This is a genomic window from Cupriavidus sp. 94F1 (genome assembly GCF_057798875.1).
Genome location: NZ_JBYOJT010000001.1, coordinates 737,332 through 753,225, shown reverse-complemented (window position 1 = coordinate 753,225; position 15,894 = coordinate 737,332). Strand labels below are relative to the sequence as shown.

Here is a 15,894-nt window from a genome sequence, read left to right as displayed (position 1 = left end):
TGCCCGGCGCATCCTTATCCGACCATGCTTCCCGCCATTACTTGCCCTTCTCGAACTGGAATTGCGGTGCGGCGGGTTCGCTTTCGCTGCTGCTGCCCGGCAGCTCCAGCGTGCCCGGTGTCGATGCCGGCCCGCCTGGTTTGCTCTCGCTTTCCTGCCCGCCTAGCGGAATACTGACTTCGGCGGAATTACTATGTTTGAGCGATCCCTTGTCGAGCAGCCCGGTCACCATGCCCGGCCAGAACATCACCAGCAGCACCATGATCAGTTGCAGGCCGACCCAGGGCAGCGCGCCCCAGTAGATGTCCGAGCTTTTGACTTCCTTCGGCGCGATGCCGCGCAGGTAGAACAGCGCGAAACCGAACGGCGGGTGCATGAACGACGTCTGCATGTTCACGCATAGCATCACGCCGAACCAGACCAGCGCGGCGGTGGCGGCGGCCTCGGGGTTGCCGCCCATCGAATCGGCCACCACCGGCGCCAGGACCTTGACCGCCACCGGGGCCAGCATCGGCACCACGATGAACGCGATCTCGAAGAAGTCCAGGAAGAACGCCAGGAAGAAGATGAACAGGTTGACGACGATCAGGAAGCCGATCCAGCCGCCTGGCAGCGAGGTGAACAGGTGCTCCACCCATGCCCCGCCGTCCACGCCCTGGAACACCACCGAGAAGCAGGTGGAACCGATCAGGATGAACACCACCATCGCCGTAATGCGGGCGGTGGACTGGTAGGCCTCGACGATCAGCAGGCGCAGTTCGGTCAGTTGTCCGGCGCGGATCAGCAGCCAGAGCACCACCAGGTACGCCACGGCAAGCGGAATCCGGAACACATGCGAGCCGAACGCGAACACGCCCACCGCCGCCGCCACCAGCGTGGCGCCAATGCCGATGCGGTAGATGTTGCGGTCGATCCGGTTGAAGCCCTTGGCACGGATCACGGCCAGCACCAGCGCGCCGACGGCGCCCATCGCGCCCGATTCGGTCGGCGTGGCGATACCCAGCATGATCGTGCCCAGTACCAGGAAGATCAGCACCGCGCAGGGGATGATGCCGCGCAGGCACTTGCCCCACAGCGCCCAGCCGCGCAGCGTGCGGGCCTCGGGCGGCACCGGCGGTAGCCAGTCGGGCTTGATGCGGGTCAAAACGAAGGTATAGAGCGCGAACAGCGCAATCTGCACGACCGACGGACCCCAGGCGCCCAGGTACATGCTGCCCACGTCGGCGCTGCCCAGCGGCGTCTTGAGCTGGTCGGCCAGTACCACCAGCACCAGCGACGGCGGCACCAGCTGCGTGATCGTGCCCGATGCGGCCAGCACGCCGGTGGCGTACTTCATGTTGTAGCGGTAGCGCATCATCACGGGCAGCGAGATCATCGCCATGGCGATCACCTGCGCGGCCACCGTGCCGGTGATCGCGCCCAGGATGAAGCCGACGATGATCACCGAGTAGCCCAGCCCGCCCCGCACCGGGCCGAACAGCTGGCCCATCGAGTCGAGCATGTCCTCCGCGAGCCCGCATTTCTCAAGGATCGCGCCCATGAAGGTGAAGAACGGAATCGCCAGCAGCAGTTCGTTGGCCAGCACGCTGCCAAACACGCGGCTGGGCACGGCCTGCAGGAACTGCAGCGGGAAGTAGCCCCATTCGATGGCCAGGAAGCCGAAGGCCAGGCCCACCGCCGAGAGCGAGAATGCGACCGGGAACCCGATCAGCATGAATACCACCAGGCCGCCAAACATCAGCGGCGGCATATATTCCAATGGAATCATTATTGCACCGGCCTTTCGTATTTCGATTCGATGCGCACCAGGCCCTTAAGGGCGGCAAAGCGCTTGATCAGTTCGGAAATCCCCTGCAGCGTGAGCAGGGCAAAGCCGATGGGCACCACGAGCTTGATCGGATAACGGGGCAGGCCGCCCGAGTTGCCCGACTGTTCGAGAATGCGCCACGAAGGCAGGAACAGCGATTCCCACGACAACCACGTGAACAGGATCGTCGACGGCAGCAGGAACACGATGATGCCGAAGATGTCGATCCAGTGCTGCGCGCGTTCGGACACGTTGCCGTAGATCAGGTCCACGCGCACGTGCTCGTTGCGCTGGAACGTGTATGACGCGCCGAACATCACGGCAATGGCAAACATGTACCACTGCAGTTCCAGCGGCCAGTTGTCGCTAAGGTTGAAGCCGTAACGAAGCAGGGCGTTCCCTGCGCTGATCAGGCACGACAGCAGGATCATGATGTTTGCAAGCCTGCCCGTGTGCTGATTCAACCTGTCGATCTGTCGTGACAGACCAAGCAAGTAGTTCATGGGTTGTCTCCCCCGGTTTTATGCGCCGATTAGTGTATCTGTAACAATTTATGTGGGCGCTAGGGGATTGTCCTAGAAGGTTTGGCAAACACGATGGTTGCTCCCCGCTCCCACCGGTGGGAGCGGGGCCGGGGGACAGGGTTTTAGCGGTTCAAACTGCGACATGGCAGCAAGCAGAGCCGCTGGCCCTTTCCCGCGCCCCGCCCCCGCATGCGGGAGAGGGGAGAGCACCCATGGCCAAACAAAAAGCCGCTGGCCAATTGGCACAGCGGCTTTTTTGCCACGAAGACTTACGCGAAACTTACAGCGCCTTGCGAGCGGCGGCGATGGCGGCGCGGACCTGGTCCGGCGCGGTGCCGCCAATATGATTGCGCGATGCGACCGAGCCTTCCAGCGTCAGTACGGCATGCACGTCGTCGCCGATCAGCGAAGCCTTGTCGCCCAGGCCGGACACCTGGCGCAGTTCCTCCACCGTCAGGTCGGCCAGGTCGCAGCGGCGGTCGTCACAGGCGCGTACGGCGTGGGCCACGGCCTCGTGGGCGTCGCGGAACGGCAGGCCGCGCTTGACCAGGTAATCGGCCAGATCGGTGGCGGTGGCGTAGCCCTGCAGCGCGGCGGCGCGCATGTTGTCGGGCTTGACGCTGATGCCCGGCACCATGTCGGCGAAGATTCGCAGCGTGTCAACGACGGTGTCCACCGTGTCGAACAGCGGTTCCTTGTCTTCCTGGTTGTCCTTGTTGTACGCCAGCGGCTGGCCCTTCATCAGCACCAACAGGCCGTTGAGGTGGCCGTAGACGCGGCCGGTCTTGCCGCGCGCCAGCTCGGGCACGTCGGGGTTCTTCTTCTGCGGCATGATCGAGCTGCCCGTGCAGAAGCGGTCGGCGATGTCGATGAAACCGACGCGCGGGCTCATCCAGATCACCAGTTCCTCGCTGAAACGCGAGATATGGGTCATGACCAGCGAGGCGGCGGCCAGGAATTCGATGGCGAAATCACGATCCGACACGGCGTCCAGCGAATTGCGGCACACGCCGTCGAAGCCCAGCTGCTGGGCAACGAATTCACGGTCGATCGGGTAGCTCGTGCCGGCCAGAGCGGCGGCGCCCAGCGGCAGGCGGTTGACGCGGCGGCGGCAGTCGGCCATGCGCTCGGCGTCGCGCGTGAACATTTCCACGTAGGCCATCAGGTGGTGGCCGAACGTTACCGGCTGCGCCACCTGCAGGTGGGTGAAGCCGGGCAGGATGGTGTCGGCGTTCTTTTCGGCCAGGTCCAGCAGCGCACCGCGCAGGTCGCCCAGCAGGCCGATGATATTGTCGATCTCGCTGCGCAGCCACAGGCGGATGTCGGTGGCCACCTGGTCGTTCCGCGAACGGCCCGTGTGCAGGCGCTTGCCGGCATCGCCGACCAGCGCGGTCAGGCGCGCTTCGATATTGAGGTGGACGTCTTCCAGGTCGAGCTTCCACTCGAACGCACCGGACTCGATCTCGCCCCGGATCTGCGTCATGCCGCGCTCGATCTCGGCGCGGTCGGCGTCGGCGATGATGCCCTGCTTTGCCAGCATGGCCGCATGTGCCAGCGAGCCCTGGATATCGAACAGCGCCAGGCGCTTGTCGAAGAAGACCGACGCGGTGTAACGCTTCACCAGGTCGGACATCGGTTCGGAGAAGCGGGCGGACCAGGCTTCGCCTTTCTTGGCAAGTTGGGAGGTCATGTCAGGGGCAGGGCGGAAAATCGGAAACGGCGATTATATCGCCTGGGAGCGGGACAAATGCTGGCGGTTGGCTCTCCTCTCCTCGGGCGCGGGAGAGGGGCTGGGGAGAGAGGGCAGGCCGCTCAGGATGCGACGGGCGCAGTTTGAACCGCCGCGCCCTCTCCCCCGACCCGTCTCCCGCGAGCGGGAGACGGGAGAAAACCAGCGAAAAGATCACACGGCGTCAACCGCTATTGCGCAGCCCGGCCGCCACGCCGTTGATCGTCAAGTGGATCCCGCGCCGCACGCGCACGTCGTCGGCATCCTTGCCGGCCCGGTAACGCTTGAGCAGTTCCACCTGCAGGTGGTTCAGCGGGTCCAGGTAGGCGAAGCGGTTCTTGATCGACCGGGCGAGCAGCGGATTCTCGGCCAGGCGCTCCGCGCGGCCCGTGATCAGCGACAGCATGTCGCAGGTCAGGTGCCACTCGGCGCTGATGCGCGAGAACACGGTCTTGCGCAGCGCCGGGTCGTCGCACAGCGCCGCATAGCGCGAGGCCACGGCCAGGTCGGTCTTGGCCAGCACCATGTCCATGTTCGACAGCAGCGTGCGGAAGAACGGCCAGGTCTTGACCATGCGCTTGAGCGTGGCCACGCAGGCCTTGCGGGACTTTTCGTCCGGCGCCGCGTCCAGCATCGCCTTTACCGCGCTGCCGAAGCCGTACCAGCCCGGCAGCAGCAGGCGGCACTGGCCCCACGAAAAGCCCCACGGAATGGCCCGCAGATCCTCGATCCTGCGGTGCTTCTTGTCCATCAGCTTGCGCGAGGCCGGCCGCGAACCCAGGTTCAGGTCGGCAATCTCGGTGATCGGCGTGGTGGCGAAGAAGTAATCCTTAAAGCCCGGTGTCTCATAGACCAGGTGCCGGTACGCGCGGAACGCGTGGTCCGACAGCTGCTGCATGATGCCCTCGAACGTGGCCAGCCCGGCCGGTGCGTTCTGCGTGGGCAGCAGCGACGCTTCCAGCGTGGCCGCGATCACCGTTTCCAGGTTGCGCCGGCCGATTTCCGGATTGGCGAACTTGCTATTGATGATTTCGCCCTGCTCGGTCAGGCGGATCTGGCCGTTCACGGTGCCCGGCGGCTGCGACAGGATGGCCTCGTAGGTGGGGCCGCCGCCCCGGCCCACGGTGCCGCCGCGGCCGTGGAACAGGCGCAGCGTCACCCGGCGCTCTTCGAACAGCTTCACCAGCGCCAGTTCGGCCTTGTACAGCTCCCAGTTCGACGTCAGGAAGCCGCCGTCCTTGTTCGAGTCCGAATAGCCGAGCATTACTTCCTGCTCGACGCCATGGTGCCGGATCACCGAATCGAAGCCCGGCAGGTCCAGCAGCGACTGCATGATGCCGGCCGCGTTGCGCAGATCCTCGATGGTCTCGAACAGCGGAATGACCATCAGCTCCATGCGGGCCGGATCGGTCTTGCTACCCAGCGTGCCACGCAGCATGCCCGTTTCCTTCTGCAGCAGCATGACTTCCACCAGATCGGACAGCGTCTCGGTGTGCGAAATGATGTAGTTGCGCGCCACGCGGTTGCCGTAGCGGGCCCGCAGGTCGCGCGCCATGGCGAAAATGGCCAGTTCCTTGCGGGTCTGCTCGGAATAGTCGTGCCAGGGCAGCATCAGCAGGCGGGGCTGGCGCAGTTCGGCCAGCAGCAGTTCCTGCTTGCGCTCCTCGGACAGCCCCGCGTAGTTGGCCTCGATGCCGGCGGCCTTGAACAGCTCGGCCACCACGGCTTCATGCACGTCGGACACCTGGCGCATGTCCACCGATGCCAGATGGAAGCCGAAGATGGCGATGGCGCGCACCAGCGAATCGATGCGGCCACGGGCCAGGGCCCCGCCGTGGTGCGAGCGCAGCGAATCGAGCACGACCTGCACGTCGGCGGCAAACGCCTCGGCGTTGTCGTACGGTGCCACGTCGGCCACCGGGTGGCGCTGGGCCACATGGCCGGTCAGACGTTCGGTGGTGGCGGCCAGGCGGGCGTAGATGCCGATCAGCGCGCGGCGGTACGGCTCGTCGGCACGGTGCTCGGAATGGTCGGGCGAAGCCTCGGCCAGCGCCAGCAGTTCGGGGCTGGCGTCGACCATCAGCGACGATAGCGGCAGCTCGGCGCCCAGCGCGTGGACTTCATCGAGATACCACAGCATGATCAGCGTGGACTGCTGCTGTGCGGCATGCTGCAGCGTTTCGGCCGTCACATTCGGATTGCCGTCGCGGTCGCCGCCGATCCACGAACCCATCTGCAGGAACGGCGCCAGCGGGGCGGGCGCGACGCCGGCCTTGCCGCGGCGCGGGAAGACCTCGGCGATGTCCTCTTCCATTTCCGCCATCAGGCGCGGAATGCCCTGCAGGAACGTGGTGCGGTAATAGGAGAGGGCGTTTTCGATCTCGTCCACCACCATCAGCCGGGTGTTGCGCAGCATCCGGGTCTGCCACAGCGTGGTCACGCGGGCGCGCAGCTGCGCTGTGTTGTGGTCGCGTTCGCGCGCCGTCATCGGCAGGTCGCGCTCGGCCAGCAGGCGGGCGATCTCGCGCTCGGCATCGAGGATCGACTTGCGCTGCACCTCGGTCGGGTGCGCCGTCAGCACCGGCATGATCAGCGCGCCGTCCAGGAAGTCGCGCACCTGCTTGCCGGTGACGCCGGCGGCGTCGATGGCCTGCAGCGCACGGGCCATGCTGCCTGGCTGCGGCGGCGATCCGGCCAGCGCATGCACGCGGCGGCGGCGGTTGTGGTGCTGGTCCTCGGCGATATTGGCCAGGTGCGAGAAATAGCTGAAGGCGCGCACCACGGAGTTGGTCTGGTCGCGCGACAGCCGCTTCAGCAGGCGGTCCAGCTCGGCGCCGGCGGCGCGGTCGTTCTCGCGGCGGAAGCGCACGGCGGTCTGGCGAATGGTCTCGACCAGGTCGAAGGCGGCGTCGCCTTCCTGCTCGCGCACGCATTCGCCCAGCAGGCGGCCCAGGAATCGGATGTCCTCGCGCAGCGGCAGGTCCTTGTCCGCGGTGCGGCGGGCCGGGGCGACGGTATTGCCTTCCGGCGTCACCACAGACAGCGTTGGCTTGCCCGATGCCCTGGCATTGCGGGCGGGGGATTTCTTCGGGGTAATGCCCGGGGTCGTGCCTTTCGCGTCATGCTGGCCTGAGGCTGGCGTAACTGATTTGCGGCCGGTGGAACGGACACGACCGGTGGGGCGCGCAGCAGGCTGCGTCATTGACTTATCTCCTCGTCTCACTGCATGGCTTATATGTATCGAACCCCATACAACGTGGCAGGGGATTCGACCGGCATCAATCGCGTGCCGGAAAGTCACTTCTGGTCTGGCAATCTGGCGGTTTTGCGAGGGGGTGCGTGCTAACATGCGCGCATGCAAGCACCTGCCCAACCGTCGTCTTCGTCCGCTGCAGCGTCACGCAGCATGCCACACAAGCTCGTCATCGCGTCGCGCGAAAGCCGGCTGGCGATGTGGCAGGCTGAACACGTGCGTGCTGCGTTGCAACAATACTATCCCCAGTGCGATGTGTCCATTCTCGGCATGACGACAAGGGGTGATCAAATTCTCGATAAGACCTTGTCCAAGGTAGGCGGCAAGGGCCTGTTCGTGAAGGAGCTTGAAGTGGCCATGGCCGAGGGTCGTGCCGACCTGGCCGTGCATTCGCTCAAGGATGTGCCGATGGAGCTGCTCGAAGGGTTTGCGCTGACGGCCGTCATGGAACGAGAAGATCCGCGCGACGCGCTGGTTTCCGCGCAATTCGCCTCGCTCGACGACATGCCGGCGGGCACCGTGGTGGGGACTTCCAGCCTGCGCCGCGAGGCAGCCCTGCGCAGCCGCTATCCGCAGCTGGTGATCAAGCCGCTGCGCGGCAATCTCGACACGCGTCTGGGCAAGCTCGACCGTGGCGAATATGGCGCGATCATTCTGGCCGCAGCCGGCCTGAAGCGCCTGGGCCTGGGCGACCGCATCCGCGCGCTGATCGAGCCCGACAGCTCGCTGCCGGCCGCAGGGCAGGGTGCGCTGGGCATCGAGATCCGCTCGGACCGCCCCGAACTGGCCGAATGGCTGGCGCCGCTCAACCATGTGCCGACGCTGCTGGCGGTGTCGGCGGAACGTGCCGTATCGCGCCGCCTGGGCGGGTCGTGCCAGGTCCCGCTGGCCGCCCACGCGCGCTGGCACGGCGCCACGCTGCAGCTCGACGCCTTCGTCGCGCTGCCCGATGGCACCCGCAGCGTGCGCGCCCATGCCACGGCGCCCGTGGAATCGGTGCAGACAGCGGAGCAACTGGGCGCCGCCGTGGCGGGCGACCTGCTGGGTCAGGGCGCCGACGCCGTACTGGCTGCACTGTCGACCGCCGGCCCCGCCTGAGGAACGCCCGATGCCTCGCCCGACCGTCGTAGTCACGCGACCCGCCGGGCAGTCCCGGCAACTGACCGAGGCCTTGCATGCCGCCGGTCTCGATGTGCTCGGATTCCCGCTGCTGGCCATCGGCCCGGCCGCCGACGACACACCGCTGCGCGCGGCGCTGGCGTGCCTGGCCGACTATGCGCTGGTGGTGTTCGTCAGCCCCAACGCGGTGTCGTTCGCGCTGGACGCGCTGGCGCAGGTGCAGAACACCGCCGGCCCGGCGCAATGGCCATCGGACGTTCCCGTGGCCGTGGTCGGCCCATCCAGTGTGGCGGCGCTGGCCGAGCGCGGCATCGCCCCGCCGACCCATCGCGTGATTGCCCCCGCTGGCGCGCAGGGCGAGGCCGATGCTCCCGCCGATGCCCCCCGTTTCGACTCCGAAGCCCTCTGGACCGAACTCGACACCACGCCGGGCGCGTTCGCGGGTCGCAGCGTGCTGATCATCCGCGGCAACGGCGGCCGCGACTGGCTGGGCGACCGCCTGCGCGAAGCTGGCGCTACGGTGGATGCCGTGGAAGCCTACAGCCGCACGCTGCCCGAGCCGACCGGCATGCAGTGGCAGGCCGTGCGCGACAGCCTCAAGCCCGACGCGCCGCCGTATGCCTGGCTGCTGACCAGTTCCGAAGCCGTCCGCAACCTCGATGCGCTGGCGCGCCTGCACCTGTCGCCCCAGCAACACGAACGCCTGAAGCAGATGCAGTGCATTGCGCCGCATGCGAGAATTGCGGCGCAGGCCCAGGCGCTGGGTTTTGCGCACGTGATGCCCGCCGCGCCCGGCGATGCCGGCCTGCTGGCCGCATGTACGCAATGGGGCAATGCCCACGCGGGCCCTGCAGCGCCCGAGCCAGTGGTGCCGGCGCCTGTCCCGGTAGAGCCGCCGGTGCGGGTCGCACCGGTGCCCGCGCCCGCACCGGCAGCCACAGAATCAACAGGGTCCACAGGACCCACGACAACGAAGGTCGAACGCGTGACGCCAGAGACTACGTCCCCCTCGTCTAGCCAGGCCGCACCATCCGGTGGTGCCGGCACGTCTTTTACTACGCATGCGCCCGCTGGGCACGCCAGTGCCCGTCGCGGCATGGCCGCCTGGTGGGTGGTCGCCGTCGTCCTGGTCCTGGCCATCGCTGGCGGCTCCTTCTGGCTGCAGATGCGCGTGGAACACCTGACCCAGGAACTTGCACGGCGCCAGCAGAGCAACGATGCGCTGGTGCAGGAAACGCGCGTGCTGTCCAAGAATGCCCAGGACACGGTCAAGGAGTTGCAGGCCAAGGTCGGCGCGCTCGATGGTCAGGTGGTGGAAGCCCGCGACAAGCAGGCCGCGCTGGAGCAGGTCTACCAGGACCTGATGCGCAACCGCGATGACTGGGAAATCGCCGAAATCCAGCAACTGCTGACCAATGCCGGCCAGCAGCTCCAGTTGACGGGCAATGTTCAGGTGGCGCTGTCGGCGCTGCAGAGTGCTGACGCGCGTCTGGCACGCGCCGACAAGCCGCAGTACAACCAGCTGCGCCGCGCCATCGCCCGCGACATCGCGCGCATGAAGGCGGTGCCCGATACGGACCTGACCGGCGCGGCCATCAAGCTGGACGAATCGATCAACCAGATCGACGCGCTGCCGCTGCTGTCCGGCGAACGCATGCTCGACCGCGTGCCGGGCGAGAACGAGAAGCCGGCCAGGACCGATACCAAGGGCGCCGCGTCGGCCCCTGCCGCCACGGGCAATTTCCTGACCCGCTCGTGGGACTACGTGCTGTCCGAACTGGGCCAGGTGATCCGTGTGCGCAAGGTGGACGACACCAACGCGCTGCTGCTGTCCGGCGACCAGGGCTGGTTCCTGCGCGAGAACGTGAAGCTGCGGCTGCTCAACGCACGGCTGGCGCTGCTGTCGCGCAACGAACCGGTCTTCCGCAACGACCTGGCCGCCGCGCAGGCCATGATCGGCCGTTATTTCGATACCCGCTCGCGCCGCGTGCAGGGCGTGCTGACGCTGCTCAAGCAGTCGCAGGCCAGCGCGGTGAGCGTGTCCCTGCCGACCATGGCCGAAAGCCTTGGCGCGCTGCGCGCCCTGAAGAAGGAGTAGCCGTATGCGACTGCTTTTCTGGGTGGCCGTCCTGTTCGGCGGCGCGGTGGGGCTGGCGCTGTTCACGCAGTTCAATCACAGCAACTTGGTGCTGTTCTATCCGCCGTACCGCGTGGAGATGTCGCTGAACCTGACGCTGGCACTGCTGCTGCTGGTGTTCTTCGTGGTCTGGACCGTCATGTCGACGATGCGGCATCTGTCCGAAATGCCGCGCCGGGCCGCCGCGTACCGGGAGCGCAGCCGCATGAGCAAGGCCCAGGCCGCGCTGCGCGAGTCCATCGAAAACCTGTTCGCCGGTCGCTTTGCCCGCGCCGAGCGCGCGGCCAAGGAAGCGCAGACGTGGCCCGAGCAGGCGCAGACCGCCGCACTGGTGGGCGCGCGCGCCGCGCACCGGATGCAGGAATCGGAACGTCGCGACGCATGGATGTCGCAGGTGACCGATCCGGAGCGCGAACAGGCCCGTCTGGTGTCGATGGCCGAACTGCTGGTCGATGCCCGCGATCCCGAGGGCGCGCTGGAAACCATCGCCCTGCTGCAGGAAAAAGGCGGGCGCCAGATTCACGTGCAACGGATCGCGCTGCGTGCGCACCAGCATCTGAAGAACTGGACCGAGGTGCTGCGCCTGGCCCGATCGCTGGAAAAGCGCAATGCACTGCACCCGGTGCTGGCGCTGCGCCTCAAGCAGATGGCCGTGGAAGCGATGCTGGAGGAACGCCGCCATGACGCGGAGTCGCTCTACCACTTCTGGCGCTCGTTGTCGGCCGACGAACGGCACGCGGTGCGGATCGCAGAACAGGCCGCACGCTATTTCTCGGCGCTGAACCGCCAGAACGAGGCGCGCCGGATCGTAGAGGAAGCCCTGAAGGTCAACTGGGACAGCCGGCTGGTGCAGCGCTACGCCGATTGCGCCGAGCCGGGCAAGGCGCTGCCGCAGATCCAGCAGGCCGAAAAGTGGCTGGTCGACCATCCGAACGATGCCGACCTGTACTACACGCTGGGCGTGCTGTGCCTGGGCGAGCAACTGTGGGGCAAGGCGCAGTCGAGCTTCGAACGCGCCCTGCGGTATGCCGACCGGGACACGCAGCGCCGCATCTGCGTGCGTGCCCACCTGGCGCTGGCCCGGCTGTTCGAGGAAACGGACCGCCCCGAGGATGCGCAGAAGCACTATCGGGAGAGTGCGATGCTGGCGGCTTGAGTCCGTCTGCACCCGGAACGCCAGTTTTTGCGCTTTTTGCGACAATTGCTTCCTCCATTCGCAGTCGCTTTATCGCCCCTGTTAATATTCGTCCGACAAAAAATTACCAATTGAGGGGTGGCGTTGACTTCCGAGGCGATCATCGCGGTGGTGTTGCCGTGTTTCAAGGTTCGGCGGCATGTCGTTGACGTATTGGCCAGGATCGGCCCAGAGGTCAGTCTCATCTACGTCGTCGATGATTGCTGTCCCGAAAAAACGGGCGAGTTTGTGGCGGAGACTACGCAAGACCCGCGGGTCAAGGTCATCTGGAATAAGGTGAACCTTGGGGTGGGCGGCGCGGTCATGGCGGGATATCGCGCGGCCATCGACGCTGGTGCGGAGGTGATTGTGAAGATCGACGGCGACGGTCAGATGGATCCTGCGCTCGTCCCTGATTTCGTGGCGCCCATTCTCGCCGGCGAGGCCGACTACACCAAGGGCAACCGCTTCTACGACCTGGAAGGTGTCAGTCGGATGCCCCGTGTCCGGCTGTTCGGAAATTCGATCTTGTCCTTCCTGACCAAGTTTTCATCCGGCTACTGGAATATTTTCGATCCGACGAACGGATACACCGCGATTCATACCGAGGTGGCCCGCATGCTGCCGTTCGAAAAGATCAGTTGCCGATATTTCTTCGAAACCGACATTCTGTTCCGGCTGAATATCCAGCGGGCCGTCGTCGTGGATATCCCGATGGTGGCTCGATACGACGACGAGGAAAGCAGTCTGAAGATCTCGCGTATCGTCGGCGAGTTTTTGAGAAAGCACGCACGGAATTTCATCAAGCGCATTTTCTACAATTACTACCTCCGCGATCTTTCCATCGCGTCGATAGAACTGCCGGTCGGCGTCTTGCTGCTGGTGTTCGGTGTGCTGTTTGGCGTTGTTCATTGGGTGGAATCGATCAGCACGGGCATCGTGACACCGGCCGGGACGGTGATGCTTGCCGCGCTTCCCGTCCTGACCGGCTTGCAGTTGATCCTTGCGTTCATCAGCTACGATGTCGGATCGGTACCCCGTCGGGTGATACACGTGTTGCGGCGGTCGGTAAAGGGCAAGGCCACTGCGTTGAGGATGGAGCATGACTGAAGAAGACAAGGCGTGGCTGGACTACCGGTCCCGCTTCGCCGAAGTGTATGACGACGCGAACTACGCCAGCCCGTTGCAGGCGTGGGTCATGCGCAAGAGTCACTGGTTGCTCGAGAAGCCGTTCGGCGCCGGCGAGCGCTTTGACCGCGTGGTGGAGATCGGTGCGGGTACTGGCGAGCATGTGCCGTTCGTGAATCATCAGTTCGAACGCTACACCTTGACGGATCTTGATCCCAAGACGCTTGACGTTGCTCGAGGCAAAATGGATATGCGGCTGGCGGGCAAGATCGCGTTCGATACTCAGGCTGGCGAGGGTCTCAGCTATGCTGACGACTCATTCGACCGGCTCGTGGCCAGCCACGTGCTTGAACACATCTACCAACCTCACCTGGCGATCAAGGAGTGGCGTCGTGTGGTGAGGAATGGCGGTGTGCTGTCGATCCTCATTCCCACCGATCCCGGTATCGCCTGGCGCCTGGGTCGGCATCTGGGTCCCCGCAAGAATGCGTTGGCACAAGGCATTGCCTATGACTACGTCATGGCGCGCGAACACGTGAACTCGTGCAATAACCTGATTGCTTTGCTCCGTCACTATTTCCCGGAACGCAAGGAGGCCTGGTGGCCCTTTCCTGTCCCGTCGATTGATATGAACCTGTTCTTCGCCGCGCATGTCGTGGTGAACAAATAAGGGGCAGCAATGTTTGTGGTTTACGTGGTGGCTGTCGGGTGCGTCATCGGCCTTGCCATCGGTCAGATACTGTTCAAGATGAGCGCCACGGCTATTACCCAGGCGGGTACGTTCCTGGCGCCCCGCGCAATACTGACGCTTGGCGCGGCGATGGCGCTCTATGCGACGACGTCTGTCGCGTGGGTATGGGTGCTTCGAAAGGTGGAGTTGGGCAGGGTGTACCCGTTGATGGCATTGGCATTTGTGCTGGTGCCGCTGGGTAGCCATTTTCTTTTCGGCGAGCGGTTCCAGCAATCCTATTTCCTGGGCGTTGCACTCATTGCCATCGGCATTATTGTCGTGATCCGCTCCTGATATCGAGCCATCGTTACCATGGGTGAATCATTGCGCGACAGCCGCTATTCCTTTTCGAATGCCCGCCGTCGGCTGGCCACGCTCACCGAGGCATCGCTCAGCCGGCGCGCGATGCTATCGGCGGCCATCGTGTTCGCCGTTCTGATCCTGCTGCTGCTGCCATTTCAGCCCGTCGGCAAGGCGTCGTTGGCCGTTGAGATCACCGCAACCGGGGAACGGAATGCGCAGGCCAGATCGAGCGAAGTGTGGATTGTGCAGCCCGCACCGGACACCGTGCAGGCGACGGGTGATACGGGTATGTGGCAGGAAAAAAATGCCATGCTCGGCTCGTTTGGTACACAGCCGGCGACGATCCGCCTTGCCGTGGATGTCGCGGAACATCCGGCACTGGAGCTGGCGACGCATGCCTTTGCAGGCAAGGCAGTCATCCGTGTTCAGGGGGTGCATCTTCACGAAGACCTATACAGCGACGGGTCCGGTATCCGTCGCATCGACCTGAGACAATTTGGGTCCGGGGGTATCGACTGGCCGGCCACGATGGCCAAGCTAGCCTTGCAGTTCGTTGGCGCGGTGCTGGCGATCCTGTTGTTGGTCCGTGTACTCGCTTGGGCCGGGATGGCGGCGGTACCCGGTCGGCACAGCACGCTCATACAGGCGGCCCTGTACGCCTTGCCCAGTGTCCTGATGTATGCGGGAGTGCATCTAGCCGTCTGGCCTGGACAGATGTCGCCGGACTCCCTGGATCAATGGGGGCAATTGCATGGCGGCCAGCTTTCCGATGCGCACCCCATTCTTGCCACAGGCATCTATGCCGCGGCGCGAGTGTTTTCGGATAGCCCCGCCTTGGCGGTTGCCATTCAGTACGTGTTTCTGGCGTTGATGACCGGACTGTTGATTGCGGAGATGCGTCAGTGGGGAATCCGCAACGGCGCGTTGTGGGTCATTGCCTGCCTGGTGCCGGCTTTTCCAGCCAATTTTCTTATCGCAACGACGCTGTGGAAGGACGTTCCTTATGCCGCAGGCTTGATATGGCTTGCATGGGGGTCACTCCGGCTTGTGCGCCAGGGCTTCAGGCCGCGTGTGGGCGACTATGTCGGCCTCGCGGCGGCAGGCCTGCTCGTCACCGGCCTGCGCCATAACGGCATCATCATCAGCGTGTTTTTTTTCATCGCCCTTTGCTGCTGCGCGCGTGGTAACGACAGGGTGCGCTTTGGTGGTCTGGTGGTGTTGCAGTGTGTTGCATTCCTCCTGCTCAAGACGGTGGTGCTTACGAGTCTCGATGTCCGGCCAATAGCACCCCAGTACCGGGCTATCGTGGGGGCTCATGTCGTGGGTGCAATGCTCTCGGTGGAAGCCGATCTTTCGACGGCGGATCGAGCATTGCTCGATACCATATTGCCGTTGGACGAGTGGGCACACAGCTATCGGTGTGAGAATGTGGTGCCCATTTTCTGGAATCCCAAGCTTCATCGCGACCTGATGGGCACCAATGCAATGGCAATCAATCGTATTGCGTTGCAACTCATCTTCGCCCATCCTGGAGTGTTCCTGAATCATCAGGCGTGTGTGACACGTCTGATCTGGCGCATTCGGCCGCCGCGCGGCGAGTGGCTGCCGATCTCGACCCTGGAAATTACGGACGTCGAGCAGTTCCGCGGGCTGGGACTGAAGATGCAGCCGAAGTGGGAAGCATTGAAGCCGCGACTGAGCGCAGTGCAGGAGGCGTGGGCCAGTGGGCACTGGTGGGCGCGCCCCGCGACATGGATGTTCGCGGCCGCCCTTGTCGTGGCCGTCCTTGTGCTCACCGTGGAACGTCGGCTCTGGCTGATTGCCATGCCGGCGTTTCTCAACGCCGGCAGCCTGCTGCCGATCATCGGTGCCCAGGATTTCCGGTATCTATGGCCATCCATGATGTTGGCCATGCTGGTCATCGCATTTGGTATTGTCGTGCCCAAACGCCATGTCAGGCGATTGGCCTCCGAGGCCGAGTCGTAGCCGA

At 64.8% G+C, this 15,894-nt stretch carries 11 protein-coding genes; 7 read left to right on the top strand and 4 right to left on the bottom strand.

Features of this window, described 5'->3' with window-relative positions; translation table 11 throughout:
- Window positions 1-37: 37 nt before the first annotated feature.
- From AC3FJ6_RS03425 to ppc, 4 genes are all read right to left on the bottom strand, one after another.
- Window positions 38-1,768 (bottom strand): TRAP transporter large permease, encoded by a 1,731-nt coding sequence (locus AC3FJ6_RS03425; RefSeq protein WP_092601599.1) that lies wholly within the window; start codon window positions 1,766-1,768, stop codon window positions 38-40.
- Window positions 1,768-2,310: a TRAP transporter small permease subunit gene (locus AC3FJ6_RS03420; RefSeq protein WP_092601597.1), complete on the bottom strand. Its 543-nt coding sequence runs from the start codon at window positions 2,308-2,310 to the stop codon at window positions 1,768-1,770. The genes AC3FJ6_RS03425 and AC3FJ6_RS03420 overlap by 1 nt, the downstream gene beginning before the upstream one ends.
- 301 nt (window positions 2,311-2,611) lie before the next feature.
- Window positions 2,612-4,021 carry an argininosuccinate lyase gene (gene argH / locus AC3FJ6_RS03415; RefSeq protein WP_066731895.1) on the bottom strand — a complete coding sequence of 470 codons (1,410 nt, stop codon included), beginning with the start codon at window positions 4,019-4,021 and terminating at the stop codon, window positions 2,612-2,614.
- Between the two features lie 223 nt (window positions 4,022-4,244).
- Window positions 4,245-7,262 carry a phosphoenolpyruvate carboxylase gene (ppc, locus tag AC3FJ6_RS03410; RefSeq protein ID WP_488770679.1) on the bottom strand — a complete coding sequence of 1,006 codons (3,018 nt, stop codon included), beginning with the start codon at window positions 7,260-7,262 and terminating at the stop codon, window positions 4,245-4,247.
- A gap of 153 nt (window positions 7,263-7,415) precedes the next feature.
- On the opposite strand from ppc, the gene hemC reads away from it, so the two are divergent.
- The 7 genes from hemC to AC3FJ6_RS03375 all read left to right on the top strand — a co-directional run bounded on the left by hemC (window position 7,416) and on the right by AC3FJ6_RS03375 (window position 15,890).
- On the top strand, window positions 7,416-8,411 hold the full coding sequence (hemC, locus tag AC3FJ6_RS03405) for a hydroxymethylbilane synthase (protein ID WP_488770678.1): 996 nt from the start codon (window positions 7,416-7,418) through the stop codon (window positions 8,409-8,411).
- 10 nt (window positions 8,412-8,421) lie between these two features.
- Window positions 8,422-10,530 carry a fused uroporphyrinogen-III synthase HemD/membrane protein HemX gene (gene hemDX / locus AC3FJ6_RS03400; protein ID WP_488770677.1) on the top strand — a complete coding sequence of 703 codons (2,109 nt, stop codon included), beginning with the start codon at window positions 8,422-8,424 and terminating at the stop codon, window positions 10,528-10,530.
- A 4-nt stretch (window positions 10,531-10,534) separates the two neighbouring features.
- Window positions 10,535-11,725: a heme biosynthesis protein HemY gene (locus AC3FJ6_RS03395; RefSeq protein WP_488770676.1), complete on the top strand. Its 1,191-nt coding sequence runs from the start codon at window positions 10,535-10,537 to the stop codon at window positions 11,723-11,725.
- Window positions 11,726-11,842: 117 nt separating this feature from the next.
- Window positions 11,843-12,853, top strand: coding sequence for a glycosyltransferase family 2 protein (locus tag AC3FJ6_RS03390; protein ID WP_488770675.1), 1,011 nt, complete (start codon window positions 11,843-11,845; stop codon window positions 12,851-12,853).
- Window positions 12,846-13,541: a class I SAM-dependent methyltransferase gene (locus AC3FJ6_RS03385; RefSeq protein ID WP_488770674.1), complete on the top strand. Its 696-nt coding sequence runs from the start codon at window positions 12,846-12,848 to the stop codon at window positions 13,539-13,541. The genes AC3FJ6_RS03390 and AC3FJ6_RS03385 overlap by 8 nt, the downstream gene beginning before the upstream one ends.
- A 9-nt stretch (window positions 13,542-13,550) precedes the next feature.
- The gene (locus tag AC3FJ6_RS03380) at window positions 13,551-13,895 is read left to right on the top strand and encodes a DMT family transporter (RefSeq protein WP_488770673.1); all 345 of its coding nucleotides are present in this window, start codon (window positions 13,551-13,553) and stop codon (window positions 13,893-13,895) included.
- A gap of 18 nt (window positions 13,896-13,913) precedes the next feature.
- Entirely contained in the window at window positions 13,914-15,890 is a 1,977-nt protein-coding gene (locus tag AC3FJ6_RS03375) for a hypothetical protein (protein WP_488770672.1), read from the top strand.
- The last annotated feature ends 4 nt before the right edge of the window (window positions 15,891-15,894 follow it).

Excerpts from the sequence above, each read along its gene's own strand:
- AC3FJ6_RS03425 (WP_092601599.1), bottom strand. The coding sequence starts at position 1,768 with ATGATTCCATTGGAATATATGCCGCCGCTGATGTTTGGCGGCCTGGTG.
- AC3FJ6_RS03420 (WP_092601597.1), bottom strand. The coding sequence starts at position 2,310 with ATGAACTACTTGCTTGGTCTGTCACGACAGATCGACAGGTTGAATCAG.
- argH (WP_066731895.1), bottom strand. The coding sequence starts at position 4,021 with ATGACCTCCCAACTTGCCAAGAAAGGCGAAGCCTGGTCCGCCCGCTTC.
- ppc (WP_488770679.1), bottom strand. The coding sequence starts at position 7,262 with ATGACGCAGCCTGCTGCGCGCCCCACCGGTCGTGTCCGTTCCACCGGC.
- hemC (WP_488770678.1), top strand. The coding sequence starts at position 7,416 with ATGCAAGCACCTGCCCAACCGTCGTCTTCGTCCGCTGCAGCGTCACGC.
- hemDX (WP_488770677.1), top strand. The coding sequence starts at position 8,422 with ATGCCTCGCCCGACCGTCGTAGTCACGCGACCCGCCGGGCAGTCCCGG.
- AC3FJ6_RS03395 (WP_488770676.1), top strand. The coding sequence starts at position 10,535 with ATGCGACTGCTTTTCTGGGTGGCCGTCCTGTTCGGCGGCGCGGTGGGG.
- AC3FJ6_RS03385 (WP_488770674.1), top strand. The coding sequence starts at position 12,846 with ATGACTGAAGAAGACAAGGCGTGGCTGGACTACCGGTCCCGCTTCGCC.
- AC3FJ6_RS03380 (WP_488770673.1), top strand. The coding sequence starts at position 13,551 with ATGTTTGTGGTTTACGTGGTGGCTGTCGGGTGCGTCATCGGCCTTGCC.
- AC3FJ6_RS03375 (WP_488770672.1), top strand. The coding sequence starts at position 13,914 with ATGGGTGAATCATTGCGCGACAGCCGCTATTCCTTTTCGAATGCCCGC.